The sequence below is a fragment of the Paraburkholderia sp. A3BS-1L genome (genome assembly GCF_051125215.1).
Lineage (GTDB): Bacteria > Pseudomonadota > Gammaproteobacteria > Burkholderiales > Burkholderiaceae > Paraburkholderia.
Genome location: NZ_CP120444.1, coordinates 1,088,018 through 1,102,307 on the forward strand (window position 1 = coordinate 1,088,018; position 14,290 = coordinate 1,102,307).

The window sequence follows — 14,290 nt, forward strand, 5'->3', positions numbered from 1 at the left end:
GCGCGATATGCATAGATGGTGGGAAGTAGCGTCACAAGTGTCACTAGTGTCACGGCTCATCGTCGTCACCGATGTTCAATGCGACTCCGCGATACAGGCGCTCGCTATTGCTGCGCTCGTGGATAGCGCCCATGCCGGTCATTCGCGCCTTGAATTCCCTTGGCGATACCGGGCGGCCCTCGTGGCCGTTTTCTTCAAACCAGCGGCGATAGTTCGAGTAGGCAAGGCCAGCACGCACGGACAAGTCCTTGTGCAGCAGCAGCCGTTCTGCGGCCCACAGGGCGAACGTATCGTTTTCCGCGAAATATTCATCTGTCGCCTGCGTGACAGCGGCGGGCATCGTGCCGAAGCCTTCGGCAATGACCGCCTGGGCGCCTTCAATCATCCACGCGAGAATGGCCGGATATTCCTCGCGCAGCGCGTCTTCGAGTTTCGGGTCGCGCTGGCTCTCCGGCACCTTGTGAATGAACGGGATGACGCGAAAGCGGCGCTTCTCTGCCTCATCGACCTGCCGAAGGCGCGGGCGGTGATTCCCCACGAAGAGCAGCTTGCAGACCGGCACGAAGTCATAGAAGTCCTGGCGCATATGGCGCGCTGACATCTTTTCGCCGCTGCTGATGTCTTTAACGCGCTGCGAGTTCCACGAGCGGTTATCAGGCAGTTCGCCGCAGGCCGCGAGCCGTGCGCCTTCGATATGCGCCATGCCGGTCGGGTGCTGGTCATGAGCGGTTTGCAGGAAAGTTTCAACCGCGACCGAAACGAAGTAATCGCCCAGAATTTCGCGCAGCACGCGCAGGAAGGTGGATTTGCCGTTCGCGCCGCCGCCAAAAAGCAGGAACACGAATTCGTGGCGCGTCGAGCCCGTGAGGAAGTAGCCGCACACGCGTTGCAGGAACCTCACCATAGTGTCACCGGGCGGCGCGCTGCGCGGCTCGCCATCCGGGCCGAAGCCGTGAATGCACGCGCCGAGTAACCCTAGCCAGCGCTCGCACGGCGTGCCGAACGCGGGCATTGTACCGGTCAGCCGGGTCATCAGGTCTTCAGGGCGTGCCGTGCGCGTCGTGCCGTCACGCAGATCGATCACGCCGCCAGGCGTGCCGAGCAGCAACGGTTCGGCGTCGAACGTTCCGCGCGGACAGGTGCGCTCATCGGTGCGTGAGAGCTTTTCAACCGCGTCGATCATGCGGGCCGTCAGCCAGCGCGGTTCGCCACGGCACATCTTGCGCACGGTGCGGCGGATCATCTCGCGCGTGACGCGTGCGCCATCGTCCTGCCTCCAGTGGGTGCCTTCCCACCTGTACCACTTGCCGCGCTGTGCATCGTAGAGCAGCTTGCCCTGATGAGCCGATGCGAACACAACGGCAATGGCGTCTTCGTTCAGATCGACGGTAGCGGCGATTTCACCGGACAGGTGCAGAGGTATCGCGGCCAGTGGTACGGCCATGCGGTCGCCATTGCCACGCGCACAATTGCCCTTCGCGCCATGGCCGTTCGCTGCGTGACGGTTTCCGAGGAAATTGTTGCGTGCGTCATCGAGGCGTAGCGCTTCCGCTTCGAGCGCTGATGGGGCTTGCGGCTTTACGCGCGATGCGCTTGCCGTCCCGGCGGCCCCCGTTTCAGGCAGGTCCTCTTGGGTTCGCGTCGTCATGCCAGTCTCCACACGGCTTGCGCGCGCATGAGGCGCGGGCTAATCTGACGCTGCCCCGTCGGCCCGGCGTGGGCGGGACACAGCATCGGGGTCATTTGAAGGCCGCCGCACAAGCGGCCTTTTTTATTGTCAGGGCTCACGGTGGCCCCCACGCGATTGATTGCCCCATGCGTCCCAACCACCGCGCGAGAGGCGTGCGAACATCTCAAGCCGTGGCAGTTCGGGATACATGGCCTCGATCATCGCGTAGCACTCCACTGGCTTCGCGCTGTGCTCGGCACGCGGATAGCTGAAAACCGATGGGGCGCGCGCATATGGCTCGGGCACAATGGGATCTCCGCGTGTTGCTACAAGCAACAGTTCGTGTTGCTGGCGAAAGTAATAGCCCATGCCGATCTTCTGCTTGTCCCATACCGCGCACGTGCGATAGGTAAAACCCCACGCGGTGAGCACTTCGAACGCCTCCGCGAGCTTCGGGCTCGTGGCCCACATGAAGAGCACGCAATCATCGAAGGCAATCTCGGCCACGGGTAGCGCCTTGATCTCTTCGAGACTCATCGTGGGATACTGGTTTTCGATGGCGCGGCTTTCAGTTTTCACATGCTCATAGCGCCACGGCGGATCGACATAAAGCACCGGGTAACGCTGCGCGATGCCGTCGAGCGGCGCGTTGCCCGTGCAGATATCAAGGATGTATGCGATACGCTCGGCACGCCGAAGTGCCGTTTCTTCGGCCTGACTCGCTACGCTTACGACGCGCTTCGATGTCTGCGTCACATGGGATTCAAATTTGTCCGCATCCATGCGCGCAAGCTGCTGCCACTTCATCGACTGCTTTTTCGTGATGCCGAGATCACTGAGTTTGTTCACGGTTCCATTGCGGGACCGTGATTTTCTATCGCCCCCATGGCCTGCGTCACGCTCACCACGCTCGACCATGGTCATCAATAGTTCGCCAGCGCGGCGCTCGGCTTCCATGAAGAGCCGCGTCGCCTTTTCGAACATAGCCGTATCCTGCGCTTCACGCGCCCATGCCTGAATGCCTTTCGCCTTGTCGCGAATGGTTTTCACATCCGCGACGTTGTCTGCGGTCACAAGCGCGCTGCGTGTGGCATCGAGCGCGGCGAGTGCACTGGCTTCACCAAGCTGGCGGCGCACCGCGATCACGGTATCGCGCGAGGTGCCCACGAGCTTCGCAATGGCGGTGTTGGTCGCCTGCGGCTCGGCTTCAATGGCGCGTCGGATAGCTTCGCGGTTTGCTGCCTTGTCGCGCGGGTGTGATTTTCCACCGGTTTCGGCTATGCGTTCGCTGGTTTCAGGGGAATTCATGGCCCGTCCTTCACGCCACTTCGGCTTCTTCTTCGGCAGCGTCGCGGCGAACGGTCTTGCGCTCCAGGTAACGACGCCATTCACTGGCTTCGACAAGCGTCTTGTCGCCAAGCTTCACGCACACAGGACCGTTCGGATCCTTCAATATTTTGTAGATCAATCCGCGCGAACAGTGATTTGCCTTTGCCAGTTGCGCAACCGTGTAGAGAACCGGAATTCCATCTTGTTCATTTTGTTCGTCATCCTCACGTTGTCGCTTATTCAGGCTCGCCATTTCTACCTCACTGTCAAGTTTACTGAACTGCGCACATGGCGCGTGAAGGTCATTAAAGCCTGGATATTTGCCCCATGCAAATGGCACTTATGCGCGTTTTTTCGGGATGCTCTTGCGCACTACTAGCGATATCGTCAATTGTTGATACCGCACGATAACTGCCCAAAACGGGAATGGAGACAGACGAATGCCGCAAGCAAAACAAAACGCCCCGATAACCACATTTGGCGATATCGGAGCGAGCAGACTGGCGTCTAACTGGTATGCGTACGACTAGGGTAATCCTGAGGCGGTCTTCGATGCGGAGCGCATTTGGGCCGCGCTTTTCCCTATTAGGCGGCGACTGACGCGGCCACGGTTTGACCGATGGTGTTCGGCGAGTCGAGAACGGCCATTGTGTCTCTCAGGTGTGCGGGGCTTAAGTGAGCGTATCGCCCGGATTGTCGCCCGTCAGCATGGCCTAAAACACGGCTGACGCTGAACAGGTCAACGCCCGCCATGACTAGGCGCGATGCTGCGTGATGTCGCGCGTCGTGAAGTCGGAACCTCAATCGCGTGATGTTCGCCGCGTCGCGGACCTTCGGCCAGTTCTTCAATTCGCGCAGCGGTGCCTTGCCGGTTTCATTCGGGAACACGAACACGGCATCAGGCGGACACTGCGCGCGCCACTCGGTCAGCACGGCGAGGGCTTCGCGGTTCAGCGCCAAGACGCGACTCTTCCCGCTTTTTGTTGCCGAGGCCGGAAAGGTCACGAGAGCATGATTCAGGTCAACGTGACGCCATTCGAGCTTCAGGATTTCGCCGCGACGTGCACCCGTGTTCAGCGCGATCAGCACGGCGGGTCTCGTGGCATCGGCGACCGACTGAGCGGGTCTGACACGGCGCAGTCGGCGCATTACTTTCGCGCGTTCTGCCCGAACGGCGTCGTCGTACTGGTCCAGCGCAGCGCGTAAACGGGCTTCTTCGTCGGGCAACAGAAAGCGATCACCTTCAAGGCCTGGTTCGTCCTGCTTCCTCACGAGCTTCATCGGATGCGTTTCGAGCAAGCCCCATTCACACGCACGGCTGAACGCGCCGCGAAGTGCGTTCAAATACCTGTTCGTCGTCGCGGGCTTGATTCCCGCCTTCAGGCGTTCGGCGCGCCAGCGCTCAATGTCGAGCCCGGAGATTAGCGCCATGTCGCGATCCAGCAGACACGCGAAGCCTCCCTTCGAACGGATCAAGTCACTGTTCTTCGTGCCGCTGCGCCCATGGGTACGAAGATGATCGTCATAGCGCTGCGTCAGGAATTGACGCAGTGTCAGCTTGCCGAGCTTGCGCTGTACGACAATGCGGGCTTCGTGCTTCGCCACCTTGATCGCAAGCGAGTCACCTTTTTTGTCGTGTAGGGCACCGTGAGCCTTCGCCGCCTCGCGGGCGGCGGCGGGTTCGACATCAGGCCATTTCCCGAGCGTGACGCGCTTGGGTCTACCGGTTCCGTCGAGGAACCGGTAGAAGTAGGTCGTCGTGCCTTTCGCCGCGACGCGCACGCCGAAGCCGCGCAACTGATCGCAGGTGTATTCACGAGGAAGGGTCCGATCGAGTGCGCGCATGAACGCGCGGTCAATCTTGAATTTTTCGTGGTTTGACATTGCGTGTTCCCTTTGGACAATTGCAGGACAAAGTGCGCTTGTGAACACACAAGCACTAGGCGACGCATCATGAACACTAAGCATTTGATTTTCAATGGGTTTGTGTGTTTGATGATACGTCAGAACACGAGGTAAACAAGCAGATTTCCCCGCACAGGGGCAGACCTGGTAGACCTGCACGAATTCAAGTAACCCCGCAAAGCGCAACCCACACAAAGACTGCAATCAGAATTCAGTGTGAATCACGCGGCCTGCAGGGGCTCATACCGTGCCGCCTGCATTTCACCTTTTAACGCGCCGCGCAGCATCCGCACCCGCGCGCCCTCGAGCCTGCCCGTCCGGGCCCCATCGCACAACGCGCTCCGAAACCCGGCAAAATCCGGCAACAGCGCCCGCACGCGTGGCACATGCTCGACACGCAGCGCGCCCGCGAGCCCCACCATCACTTCATGCGCACGCGCGATCTGCACCATGCTATCGAGCACGGCGAGCGGCACGCAGTGAAAGAGGCTGCCGGCTTCCTTGCGCTGCGTATCGGCCATCACACCGGCGAACCCCAACTCGCATGCATATTCAACCAGCCTGAGATCGAGCCCGTCGTCGCACAGCAGCACCGGTACCATGCTCCAGCGCAGCGCACGCATGCGTTCGAGCGTCTCGCGCGCCGCGGGCCCCGGGGCCACGCCCGCCTTCACGTAATCCACGCCGCAGCGGCCGATACGGTTCGCATGATGCGCCACGGCCGCGTGGTCGCCGGGGCGCAGGTCGCCAATCGTCGCGCTCACGGGCAGGCCCGGATTGCTCTCGCGCAACGCGTTGACGATGCTCGCGACGCGCGTCGCTGGCAAAGCGCCCAGCGCGCCCGCGCGCGGTTCCTTGAGGTCGATGAAATCCGCCCCTGCGGCGGCTGCTTCACGCGCCTCGGCGAGGTCGCGCACACTGGTGAGGAGTCGGATCATGTCGGTTCGCGCATGCACGCGCGCTCGTTGTGTGAATCGTGGAGGGAATCGTGGTTTGAATAGAAAGCGGCCGTGGCTTCGCTCAGCCACCGCCAGGCTTCGCGCTCGGCGGGGCCTGCCGTTTTATCGATGGCGATCGTGAGCCACGCCATTTCCGCTTCGATCTTTTCGCGCGGCAGCAGATGCAGGCGGCTCACCAGCACGGCGGCTTCGACCACGGCGGCCTGCGCGCGGTTAAAGCCCGTGAAAGGCGCGTGCGTGGCCTCGGCCACGCGGCGTAGCGTCAGCACCGGGCGGGCCGGGTCGCCGCTCGCGTCGACGAGGCGCAACTCGGTATGCGCGAGCGCCCCCGCGAGACGCACGCCCGGCACCGTGCCGCAGGGCAGCGTCGGCCAGCTTCGACGGCCCGTCACGCAGCCGGCGAACACGCGCACGTCGGTGGTGAAATTCATCACCGCGCAGCCGCTCGCCATGATGTTGTCGTAGGTGGTGGACGGCGTGAACGGCATCAGCACGACGCTCTCGCGCTCGAGGCGCGCGCCCATTGGCGCGATATGCGGCGTGCCGTCGGCGGAGCAGGTGGTGACTACGGTCTCGTGGATCATTCAGGCCTCCTTGCGCAGCGTCGTGCCTGGCGCGCATTGTTCGAGCAGGTTTTCCGCATCGCGCTCGGCGGCGCAGCCCCAGTCGAGCGACTGATCCTGCGCGTAGCGCTTGCCGAGGCGCCACGCCACTTCGGCGCGCGCCAGTTCCACGCCCATGTAGAACGCATGCGCACCGTCGCTTTCGAGCTTTAGGCGCGGCCAGAGCGCGAACGGGTCGACAGCCACATGATGGCCGTCGCGGTTGTAGACGTGCACGCCTGCGCTCGAAACCTGCACCCGAAAGTTCGGATCGCGGATCGCGCGCGCGGTGTCGGCAATTTCCTCGGGCGAGTCGGGGAAGGGCCGTTTCGCATGAACGGTCATCAGCGCGTCCGAGATGCCCTTGGGCAGCGTGCGCTGCTCGCGCGCAGCGTACATCACGCGCCGCGCGACGTCCGCTTCGCGAATCGCGCGGCGGGCGTGCTGGCTGACCTGGGTCGTCAGGATGGCGGCAATGCCCAGCTCCGCGCCCATGCCGAGCAGCACGGCGTTGATGCCGCACGTATCGGCCTCGGTGAGCTCGGTGACGTTGCCCACGCCCATCATGATGGGCGCATCGGGGAACGCGTCGCGCACGCGCTGGTAGCGCACCAGCGACTTCAGGAGGCCGAATGGAATCGGGTCGAGAATCGGATCGGCAAGAAACGGCCGTCCCATCGCGCTCACGGTTTCGATCGCGGTGAAGAGTGACGATTCGTCGGCGGGCTCGCGCGCCACCAGGATGGGCGTCGATTCGACCTCGTTGAGAATCCACAGCGTCTCGGTCGAGAGACTGAGCAGATAGTCGGCGCCGGCGCGGCCGCCGCGCACGAGCTCCTTCGCGTCCATCGAGTCGACGCTGACCGTGAAGCCGCGCGCCTTGAGCGCGCGCACCGCGTCGGCCAGATGCGGGAATGGCGTGGAGGGCAGGCAGCCGAGATCGATCACGTTGGCGCCGTCGGCCTGGAGTTGTGCGGCGCGCTGGCAGATGGCCTCGACGTCGAGGCGGGGCGCGTCCACGATCTCCGCGAAGATGGCGATGTCGTACTTCGAGAGGTCGACCGGCCGCGCTGCGCGGTTGAAGTAGGCCGGCAGATCCTTGAGCTCCTCGGGGCCGCGCGCGAAGGGGATGCCGTAGTGAGCCGAGAGCGCATCGAGGTCGCCCCGGCAGCGGCCAGGCACGATCACGCGGTCGGCCGCGATGGGCGCGCTCACGCGGCGGCGGATCATGTCGGCCGTCATGAGCGCGGCGACTTGCAGGCCGATCTCGCGGATCTCCCAGGTGAACGGCGCGGGCTCGAGGCTGCGCAGCACCCGTTCGAGCCCGGGCTGGGCGAGGCGTCCAGTGAGAAAGACGATGTGTTCCATGGTGTGTGAGTCGGGCTCGCTTTGAATCGTCGCTGGGGTTGTCGCCTGGGTTTGTCGCTCTTGAGCGTCTCTCTTGATCGTCGATCAACTGGCTTGATCAGGCACGGCCGCAAGCAGGCCGAGCGTTCTGTAACGCGTCTCCAGCGCCGCACGTAGCGCGTCGATCGAATTGGCCACCACGCAGTGGTCGATCTGGCGCAGGCGCTCGACGTTCTGCAGCTCGATGTTGCGCGGCCTCAGTTCGACCCAGTCCAGCGGGCTTTTCGTGACCACGACCGGTTCTGTGTCACATGCAAAGATGATGCCGGGAATGCCGAGCTTGCCAGCCTGCGCGAACAGGTTGGTCGGCAGCGTGTCCGAGATGCCGAAGGCGCATTTCGCCACCGTGTTGCTGGTGGCCGGGGCGATCACGAGCGTGTGATAGAGACCGGCTTCGTAGAACATGCCCACCGGCACGGCGCTCGCACTGTTGTCGCGGAACACGCGAAAGCGCGCCTTCAGTTGCGCGATGCCGATCTTGTAGAGCGGCAACACTTCCTCGGCGGCGCGTGAGAGAAACAGGTCGACGTTCGGCTGCTCGGCGGCAAGCGCGAGCGATTCTTCGAGGCAATGCCCCGATCCGGTGATGGCCCACGCAAGGCGAGGCCTCGCGAGCGCCTTATCGTCCCGGCCTTCGTGGGTTGGGTGCGCCTGGTTCGATGGATGGGCTCGGGTCATTGTCTGCCTGCTGTTGCTATCGGTTCGTGTTCGGTTCGTCGTCGGGTGGCTGCCGTGCGCGTGCGCCGTTCCATGCGCTTTTTGATGGACAGGCAGCTTGCGCAGTTTGCGATACACAGTGTCACCGGGCGCGCGACGTGCCAGATGCGCTTTGCCACGCTGGGACCGCGCGCTTTTGCAGTGCTTTTGCCGCACAGTTGCGCTGCCGCGGACCTGCCGTGAACCACTACGCGGGTTTTGCTTGCGACATTCGTGCCTGGGACGGTTCTTGCATGAGTTCGTGCCGACCCATTCAGGGCAAGCGAGAGGAGCAAGCATGAACGCAATCGACACCAGCATGTTCGACCGGCCCGCGAGGCAGGCAGTCAGCACGGCGCGCCAGATTGAAGGCGAGGGTGCGCAACCGATGGACCTCATTTTTATCGAGGGTTTTACCGGCGAGACGGTGATCGGCATCGACCCGGAGGAACTGCACGACGCGCAACCGGTGCAGATCGATCTTTGGGCCGGTCTGCCGCGCAGCCGGGCGTGCGATACCGACGCGATTCACGACACCATCGACTATGGAAAAGTCCACGGTGCGCTGCAGGCCTTGTTGTCGAATCATGGCGTGCAACTGCTCGAGGCGCTGGCCGAGGTGATTGCGCAAATGCTGCTGGTCGATTTCGGCGCGCACTGGGTGCGGGTCGCGCTCGTGAAGCCGAACAAATTCGCCAATGTGAAGGCGGTGGGCGTGACGATCGAGCGGCGCCGCGCGAGCGTGGCACCCGCGCACAAGCGCGAGGGCGTGGCGCTGGCGTTGCTCGGCGCGGGCATGTTTCCGCCGGAAGGGACCTTTTGAACGGGCGGCCGGACGGGGCTTGCCAGGACCCGTCCGGCGCGCCTGTATGAGGTGCTGTCCGGTTCGTTGAGCGCCTGGTTGGGCGCTTGGGTTGTGTGCCTTGGTTCCGCGCTTTGGTTCCGGGCGTGCCGCTCAGCTGGCGGCAAACGGATGCTTCGCTTCGCCCTTGCGGCGCACCACCTCGGCCGCGCGGGGTTCGCGGTTCACGGCGCGCTTGAGCGCCTCGCGTGTGGCGCGATAGTTGTAGTCCTGGATCTTCTGGTCGTCTTCGGCCTGCCAGTGAATGAATACGCCTACGCTGATAAAGACGTCGTCGGCTTCGTCGGCGGGAATCGTGCCGTCTTCCACACTGTCAGCGACCGCGAGTGCCACCGCGCGCTGAGCCGGGCCGAACATCTGCACGGCCTGCTTCGCGCCCTTGATCGTCACCTTGTTGAACAGCACCGTGTTGGGCTTGGCGACCAGGTTGGGCGCGACCACGGCGAGCAGCGAGGTGAAGCCGTCCTTATTGTTGGTGAGCGCGTTGCAGAAGGCGCTTTCCGCCGCCGAGCCGCGTGGGCCGACGATCAGGTCGATGTGCGCGACTTCGTTGCCTTCGCCAACGAGCGATTCGCCAACTAGCACGCGATCTATCTTTGCCATGGGGTTGTCTCCGGTGACTCCAGTGAAAAGTCGGTTAAAGGCGTAATCATCGACGGGTCAAGGCAGGCGGCCGCGAAGAGCGTTGCGACCGTGAGGTCCGCGCTCGTGCCCGGATTGATCCCGCCGGCCTTGAGCGCGGCGTCCCAGTCGTCGAGCGTGCCGGGTGCGCACAGGCGCGCCTCGCTCTGCGCGAGCCACGCCGCCGCTTCGTCCGAAATTCGCTGCGCGCAGGCGTTGCCATGTTTGCGCGCGATGTGCGAATCGGGCCAGCGCGCGAGGAAGGCGAACCAGGTGAGCAGCACCGCGTCGGCGAGCGGCGTGGGCGAAGCGGACCGCGCAGCGCGGGCCGCGCGAAATGTGGCGAGGCCGAAGCTCAGCACATCGCGGAAGTCTTCGGCATACTGGCGCGCGATGCTGTCGCGATCGGCGGCAAGCGTCATGGCCGCGCGCAGATCGACCGTGGGTGTCGTGCCGACACTCTGGCTGTCCGCCTCGCCGAGCCCGCCTGGATTCGCGAGTGCGATCGCGCGATAGGCAGCGCAGGCGTCCTCCACGTTCAACGCTCGCAGGACCTGTTGCAAGGATGCGGTGCAGGCGGGCAACGAGGCCGGCGGCGGGTTGGCTTCGAATGTGCCTTCGAATATGCCTTCGAATGCGGCAGCAAGCGGCGCGCAGAGCAGCACGATGCCGAGATTGGTGTTGCACGCGGCCACGGCACGCGTGCTGGCGATGGCCGCCTCGATGCGTGCGCCCACCGACGTGCCCGCGCGCGCGAGCGGCGCGCAGGCCGCTCGCGCGCTGGCGAGAAAATGGTCCGCGGTCATGCCGTGCCCGGCGGAGGCGACGCTGACATTGCCGGGCTTCGCGCACGCGACATCCTGCTCGCAGGCCCAGAGAAACGCGGCCTCGATCGCCGCCGCTTTCGTGACTGCTGTGGCCGCATTGGCTGCGGGGATGAGCTTGTGAGCCGGCCGCGCGTTCATGCGACCGCCTCGCGCGGCGTGCAGCCGTACCCGAGCCTGCGCGTGAGCAAGTCGTCGACGATACAGCCCGCGATATCGAACGATGTCACGGACTGCAAACCGCGCCACGCGGCCACGCCGTTGACTTCGATGACCTGGGCGCCGGCGTCGGCGGCGCCGCAGGGCACCAGGTCGATGCCGGCATAGTCGAGCCCGAGCGCGGCGCTCGCGCGCTCGGCGAGCTGCGCGAGTTCGGGCGTAAGCGGCTGAGTTTCGCAGCGACCGCCTTGCGCGACGTTGTGGATCCAGTGCTCGCTCACGCGCCGCATGGCAGTGACCGCCTTGCCGCCCACCACCAGCACGCGCCAGTCGAAGCCGGGCGTGGAGGCTGGCGGTACGAAGCGCTGCATATACGCGAGCCCGCCATAGCCCCGCAACGCAGGCAGCGCCGCGCAGCCGGCTTCAGCGCTGCATGCCAGGCGCACGAGCCCCTTGCCCTGCGAGCCGAACAGCGGCTTGAGCACGACCTCGCGGCCTGCCGCCGCCTCGCGCATCACGATGCGGCGCGCGTGCGGCACCGACTCGCCGGCCCACGCGGGCGGCGTGGGGATGCCGGCGCGATGGAGCAGGAACGACGTCATCGACTTGTCGACGCTGCGCTCGATCGCGCGCGCGTCGTTGTAGACCGGCACGCCCAGCTCGCGCAGCGCATGGAGGATGCCAAGGCGCACGGTCACCTGCTCGAACGTGCCGCCCGCGATGCCGCGCACGATCACGGCATCGGGCAGACCGCGGCCATAGCCCGGAATCACGAGGCCGTGCGCGGCCCAGGTGGTGTCGATGCGGCAGTCGGCGAGATCCACGCAGCGGCCCTGCGCGCCGCGCTCGCGCAGCGCGCGCTTCAGGCGCGTGGTATGCCAGCCGGTCTCGTCGGTCATGATGGCGATGCGCGGTCCGCCGGGGTTCGCGCTCGTGTTCGCGCTTGCGATCGCGCTCGCTTTCATGTCATGCCTCGCCGAGCCACAGCGGATGAAGCAGGTCGAAGCGTGTCGCGCCCGCGTGCCAGGTGCGGCCCGTCGCGAGACTGCTGACCCAGACCTCGGCGGGCGCGAAGAGGGCCGGGTCGATCTTGTAGAAGTCGTAGTCGTACTCGGTGAAGATCTCGGCGAACGAGCGGCCGAAGTCGCGCGAGGCCGACGAAGGCAGGCGCTGCGCGAGATCGCGCGCGTCGTCGTCGTTGCCGTTGACGCTCAGGTGGACGCGTCCGCCGTAAAGGATCGCGTCGTTGGTGCGGCCCATCGCTTCGATCGCTTCGCGCGCGGGGGGCGGCAGCGGTGCGCTTGCGCTGCCCTCGACGATGTCCCCGAGCGCGAAGCCCAGCACGTGGGCCTTGTGCAGCGCCACTTCGAGCGCGCGCGCGACCACTTGCGTCGTGCCTGCGCGGCTGGCGGTGGGCGTGAGGATCAGCGTGAGTTCGTGCGGCTCCAGCGCGCAATCGCGCAGGATCTTGTCGATGACGACTTCGGGCGGGGCGCGGTCCACCTCCAGCACGAGGCAGCCGCGCTTCGCGACGTCGCGATAACCGAGTTCCTCGTAAAGCGGCTCCTTGCAGGCGAGCGAGCGCGCCGGTCCCGAGCCGAGCGCGAAGAACTTCTTGGCGCCGGTCTCCTCCTTCGAGGCGGCAAGGCTCCAGCCCGCGTACTGGCTCGCGAGGCAGGCGAGCACGGGCTGTGCGCTCGCAATCTCGACCACGGTGGGCCATTCGTCGCGCGCGCCGGCGCCGCCGTTCGCGCGCACGCGCACGGTGCCAAGCCCGCCCATGCAGATTTCGGCGATCCCGGCGCCAGCGGCCACGCTGCCGGGCGCATCGATGCCGGCATCGACGATCAGCACGCCGCGCGGGTCGCGTCGCGCGGCGATGCCCAGTTCGGTCTGCCGTTCAAGGAGCGCGGCGAGCAAGGGCTGCGCGAGTGCGTTGACGCTGAGCGATGCGGCTCTAGTTGCGGACGCAACTGATTCAGCCGCTTCAACCGATTCAACTGAATCAACGACAGGCGAATGAGCGTTCATGGGACACCTTCAGCAAGGGTTCGATGGCGGCGGCGCGGGCGGCGAGGGCCGCGCGCACCGCATCCGCGGATGTGCCCGGCGCGCAGGTCGCCGAGACGGTGCAAAGCGGCGTACCGGCGGCAATCGCGCTGCCGGCGACGGGAATGTCGTGACACCAGCCAAGCCGCCGCGCCTGATCTTCGAATGCGGGGGTGACGGTATGGTGGTCTTGCGCGAACACGACCAGTTGGCCGCGCACGGGCAGCGCGCGCGTGTTGGCACCGGGTTCCTGTTCGGCTTCGAAGGCCGTGAGGGCTTCGCCCCGGCAGGCCCGCACGTGACGCGCGAGCAGCGGAGTATGGGGATCGCAGTCGTAGAGCGCCATCGTGGCCGACGGGCGCGCGTTGACTTCGAGGACGATGCAACGTTCGCCGTCGCTCAGGAAATCGAGGCTGTTGAGGCCGACGAGCCCGCTCGCCGCGACGATCGCCTGCACGGCGTGGCGCACTGCGTCCGCGAGGCGAGGGCCCACCTGCACGGGTCCGATCGCGCCGCGCCAGGCGAACGAATGCTCTCCATGCCGCGCGACGAGCTGCTCGTTGATGCCGAGCACGCTCGCGCGGCGTCCATCGGCGAGAAAGAGCGCCGACATCGGGCGGCCTTCGCAAAACCGCTGGTAATAGATGCCGTCGCGCACGTCATGGCCAAGGTCATGGCCCGGACCGTCGACCGGATCCACAAAGCGAATATGCCGGCCACCCGTACCCGAGGCTTCTTTGCGTAACCAGTCGCGCGCGTCGAGCGGGGGCTCCATCCGCGTTTCGGGGAAGGCAATGCCGTGCTCGCTCAACATGGCAAAAAAACGCGTGGGCGTACGCATGGCGTCATAGGCCGGCGCCGCGTTGCCGATGAGCGGCAACCCCGCGACGGGCGCGCTCAGCAGGGCCGGGCAGGCCTCGAAGCCGCTGCCCGCGATCCACCCCATCACGCCGGGCTCGAAGCTCGCGCGCTCGAGCGCCGCGCGCGTGCGCATCGGATCGAGCGCGAGCGCCGCGGCATGACCGACCGGATGCCAGCGCTGCGCGACGCCTCGCGTGTCGCTGTCGCCGAACAGGTCGAGCGCGATGACGCGCCAGCCCGCGCGATGCGCGGACTCCGCGAGCATCCGCGCGGAGAGTCCGGCCACGACGATGGCGGGCCGCGTCATGATCGCGCCTCGCTGCGGCGATATTGGCGGCAGCAGCGGT

14 protein-coding genes are annotated in these 14,290 nt (G+C 65.4%); 1 reads left to right on the plus strand and 13 read right to left on the minus strand.

The genetic code is table 11. The features are described from left to right. Positions 1-49: 49 nt before the first annotated feature. The 8 genes from P5W99_RS30085 to P5W99_RS30120 all read right to left on the minus strand — a co-directional run bounded on the left by P5W99_RS30085 (position 50) and on the right by P5W99_RS30120 (position 8,549). Positions 50-1,648, minus strand: a complete 1,599-nt coding sequence (locus tag P5W99_RS30085; protein WP_434664759.1) for a phage/plasmid primase, P4 family — start codon at positions 1,646-1,648, stop codon at positions 50-52. A gap of 129 nt (positions 1,649-1,777) precedes the next feature. After that, on the minus strand, positions 1,778-2,977 hold the full coding sequence (locus tag P5W99_RS30090; protein ID WP_434664761.1) for an MT-A70 family methyltransferase: 1,200 nt from the start codon (positions 2,975-2,977) through the stop codon (positions 1,778-1,780). A 10-nt stretch (positions 2,978-2,987) separates the two neighbouring features. After that, positions 2,988-3,251, minus strand: a complete 264-nt coding sequence (locus P5W99_RS30095) for a hypothetical protein (RefSeq protein WP_434664762.1) — start codon at positions 3,249-3,251, stop codon at positions 2,988-2,990. Between the two features lie 332 nt (positions 3,252-3,583). Continuing rightward, a complete protein-coding gene (locus P5W99_RS30100) occupies positions 3,584-4,882 on the minus strand; it encodes a tyrosine-type recombinase/integrase (protein ID WP_434664764.1) in 1,299 nt (432 codons plus the stop codon). Positions 4,883-5,124: 242 nt separating this feature from the next. Then, positions 5,125-5,841, minus strand: coding sequence for a (5-formylfuran-3-yl)methyl phosphate synthase (locus tag P5W99_RS30105; RefSeq protein ID WP_421027463.1), 717 nt, complete (start codon positions 5,839-5,841; stop codon positions 5,125-5,127). Then, the gene (locus tag P5W99_RS30110) at positions 5,838-6,446 is read right to left on the minus strand and encodes a DUF447 domain-containing protein (RefSeq protein ID WP_421027464.1); all 609 of its coding nucleotides are present in this window, start codon (positions 6,444-6,446) and stop codon (positions 5,838-5,840) included. Before P5W99_RS30110 ends, P5W99_RS30105 begins: the two co-directional genes overlap by 4 nt. Further along, entirely contained in the window at positions 6,447-7,832 is a 1,386-nt protein-coding gene (locus P5W99_RS30115) for a DUF6513 domain-containing protein (RefSeq protein ID WP_434664766.1), read from the minus strand. 84 nt (positions 7,833-7,916) lie between these two features. Continuing rightward, entirely contained in the window at positions 7,917-8,549 is a 633-nt protein-coding gene (locus P5W99_RS30120; RefSeq protein WP_421027466.1) for a flavoprotein, read from the minus strand. A 316-nt stretch (positions 8,550-8,865) separates the two neighbouring features. Between P5W99_RS30120 and P5W99_RS30125 the strand changes: the two genes are divergently transcribed. Continuing rightward, positions 8,866-9,390 (plus strand): dihydroneopterin aldolase, encoded by a 525-nt coding sequence (locus tag P5W99_RS30125; protein ID WP_421027467.1) that lies wholly within the window; start codon positions 8,866-8,868, stop codon positions 9,388-9,390. Between the two features lie 132 nt (positions 9,391-9,522). Here P5W99_RS30125 and fae read toward each other — a convergent pair whose 3' ends face one another. From fae to P5W99_RS30150, 5 genes are read right to left on the minus strand one after another with little or no spacing between them, the layout of a single operon-like run. Further along, a complete protein-coding gene (gene fae / locus P5W99_RS30130; RefSeq protein WP_421027468.1) occupies positions 9,523-10,032 on the minus strand; it encodes a formaldehyde-activating enzyme in 510 nt (169 codons plus the stop codon). Beyond that, positions 10,020-11,015, minus strand: coding sequence for a triphosphoribosyl-dephospho-CoA synthase (locus tag P5W99_RS30135; protein ID WP_434664769.1), 996 nt, complete (start codon positions 11,013-11,015; stop codon positions 10,020-10,022). Before P5W99_RS30135 ends, fae begins: the two co-directional genes overlap by 13 nt. Then, a complete protein-coding gene (locus P5W99_RS30140) occupies positions 11,012-11,998 on the minus strand; it encodes an ATP-grasp domain-containing protein (protein WP_434664771.1) in 987 nt (328 codons plus the stop codon). The genes P5W99_RS30135 and P5W99_RS30140 overlap by 4 nt, the downstream gene beginning before the upstream one ends. Before the next feature lies 1 nt (position 11,999). Further along, positions 12,000-13,064, minus strand: a complete 1,065-nt coding sequence (mch, locus tag P5W99_RS30145; protein ID WP_421027471.1) for a methenyltetrahydromethanopterin cyclohydrolase — start codon at positions 13,062-13,064, stop codon at positions 12,000-12,002. After that, entirely contained in the window at positions 13,039-14,250 is a 1,212-nt protein-coding gene (locus P5W99_RS30150) for an ATP-grasp domain-containing protein (RefSeq protein WP_434664773.1), read from the minus strand. The genes mch and P5W99_RS30150 overlap by 26 nt, the downstream gene beginning before the upstream one ends. Positions 14,251-14,290 lie beyond the last annotated feature (40 nt).

Coding starts and splice junctions, on each gene's coding strand:
- P5W99_RS30110 (WP_421027464.1), bottom strand. CDS start 6,446: ATGATCCACGAGACCGTAGTCACCACCTGCTCCGCCGACGGCACGCCG.
- fae (WP_421027468.1), bottom strand. CDS start 10,032: ATGGCAAAGATAGATCGCGTGCTAGTTGGCGAATCGCTCGTTGGCGAA.
- P5W99_RS30100 (WP_434664764.1), bottom strand. CDS start 4,882: ATGTCAAACCACGAAAAATTCAAGATTGACCGCGCGTTCATGCGCGCA.
- P5W99_RS30135 (WP_434664769.1), bottom strand. CDS start 11,015: ATGAACGCGCGGCCGGCTCACAAGCTCATCCCCGCAGCCAATGCGGCC.
- P5W99_RS30140 (WP_434664771.1), bottom strand. CDS start 11,998: ATGAAAGCGAGCGCGATCGCAAGCGCGAACACGAGCGCGAACCCCGGC.
- P5W99_RS30125 (WP_421027467.1), top strand. CDS start 8,866: ATGAACGCAATCGACACCAGCATGTTCGACCGGCCCGCGAGGCAGGCA.
- P5W99_RS30085 (WP_434664759.1), bottom strand. CDS start 1,648: ATGACGACGCGAACCCAAGAGGACCTGCCTGAAACGGGGGCCGCCGGG.
- P5W99_RS30150 (WP_434664773.1), bottom strand. CDS start 14,250: ATGACGCGGCCCGCCATCGTCGTGGCCGGACTCTCCGCGCGGATGCTC.
- mch (WP_421027471.1), bottom strand. CDS start 13,064: ATGAACGCTCATTCGCCTGTCGTTGATTCAGTTGAATCGGTTGAAGCG.
- P5W99_RS30120 (WP_421027466.1), bottom strand. CDS start 8,549: ATGACCCGAGCCCATCCATCGAACCAGGCGCACCCAACCCACGAAGGC.
- P5W99_RS30095 (WP_434664762.1), bottom strand. CDS start 3,251: ATGGCGAGCCTGAATAAGCGACAACGTGAGGATGACGAACAAAATGAA.
- P5W99_RS30115 (WP_434664766.1), bottom strand. CDS start 7,832: ATGGAACACATCGTCTTTCTCACTGGACGCCTCGCCCAGCCCGGGCTC.
- P5W99_RS30090 (WP_434664761.1), bottom strand. CDS start 2,977: ATGAATTCCCCTGAAACCAGCGAACGCATAGCCGAAACCGGTGGAAAA.
- P5W99_RS30105 (WP_421027463.1), bottom strand. CDS start 5,841: ATGATCCGACTCCTCACCAGTGTGCGCGACCTCGCCGAGGCGCGTGAA.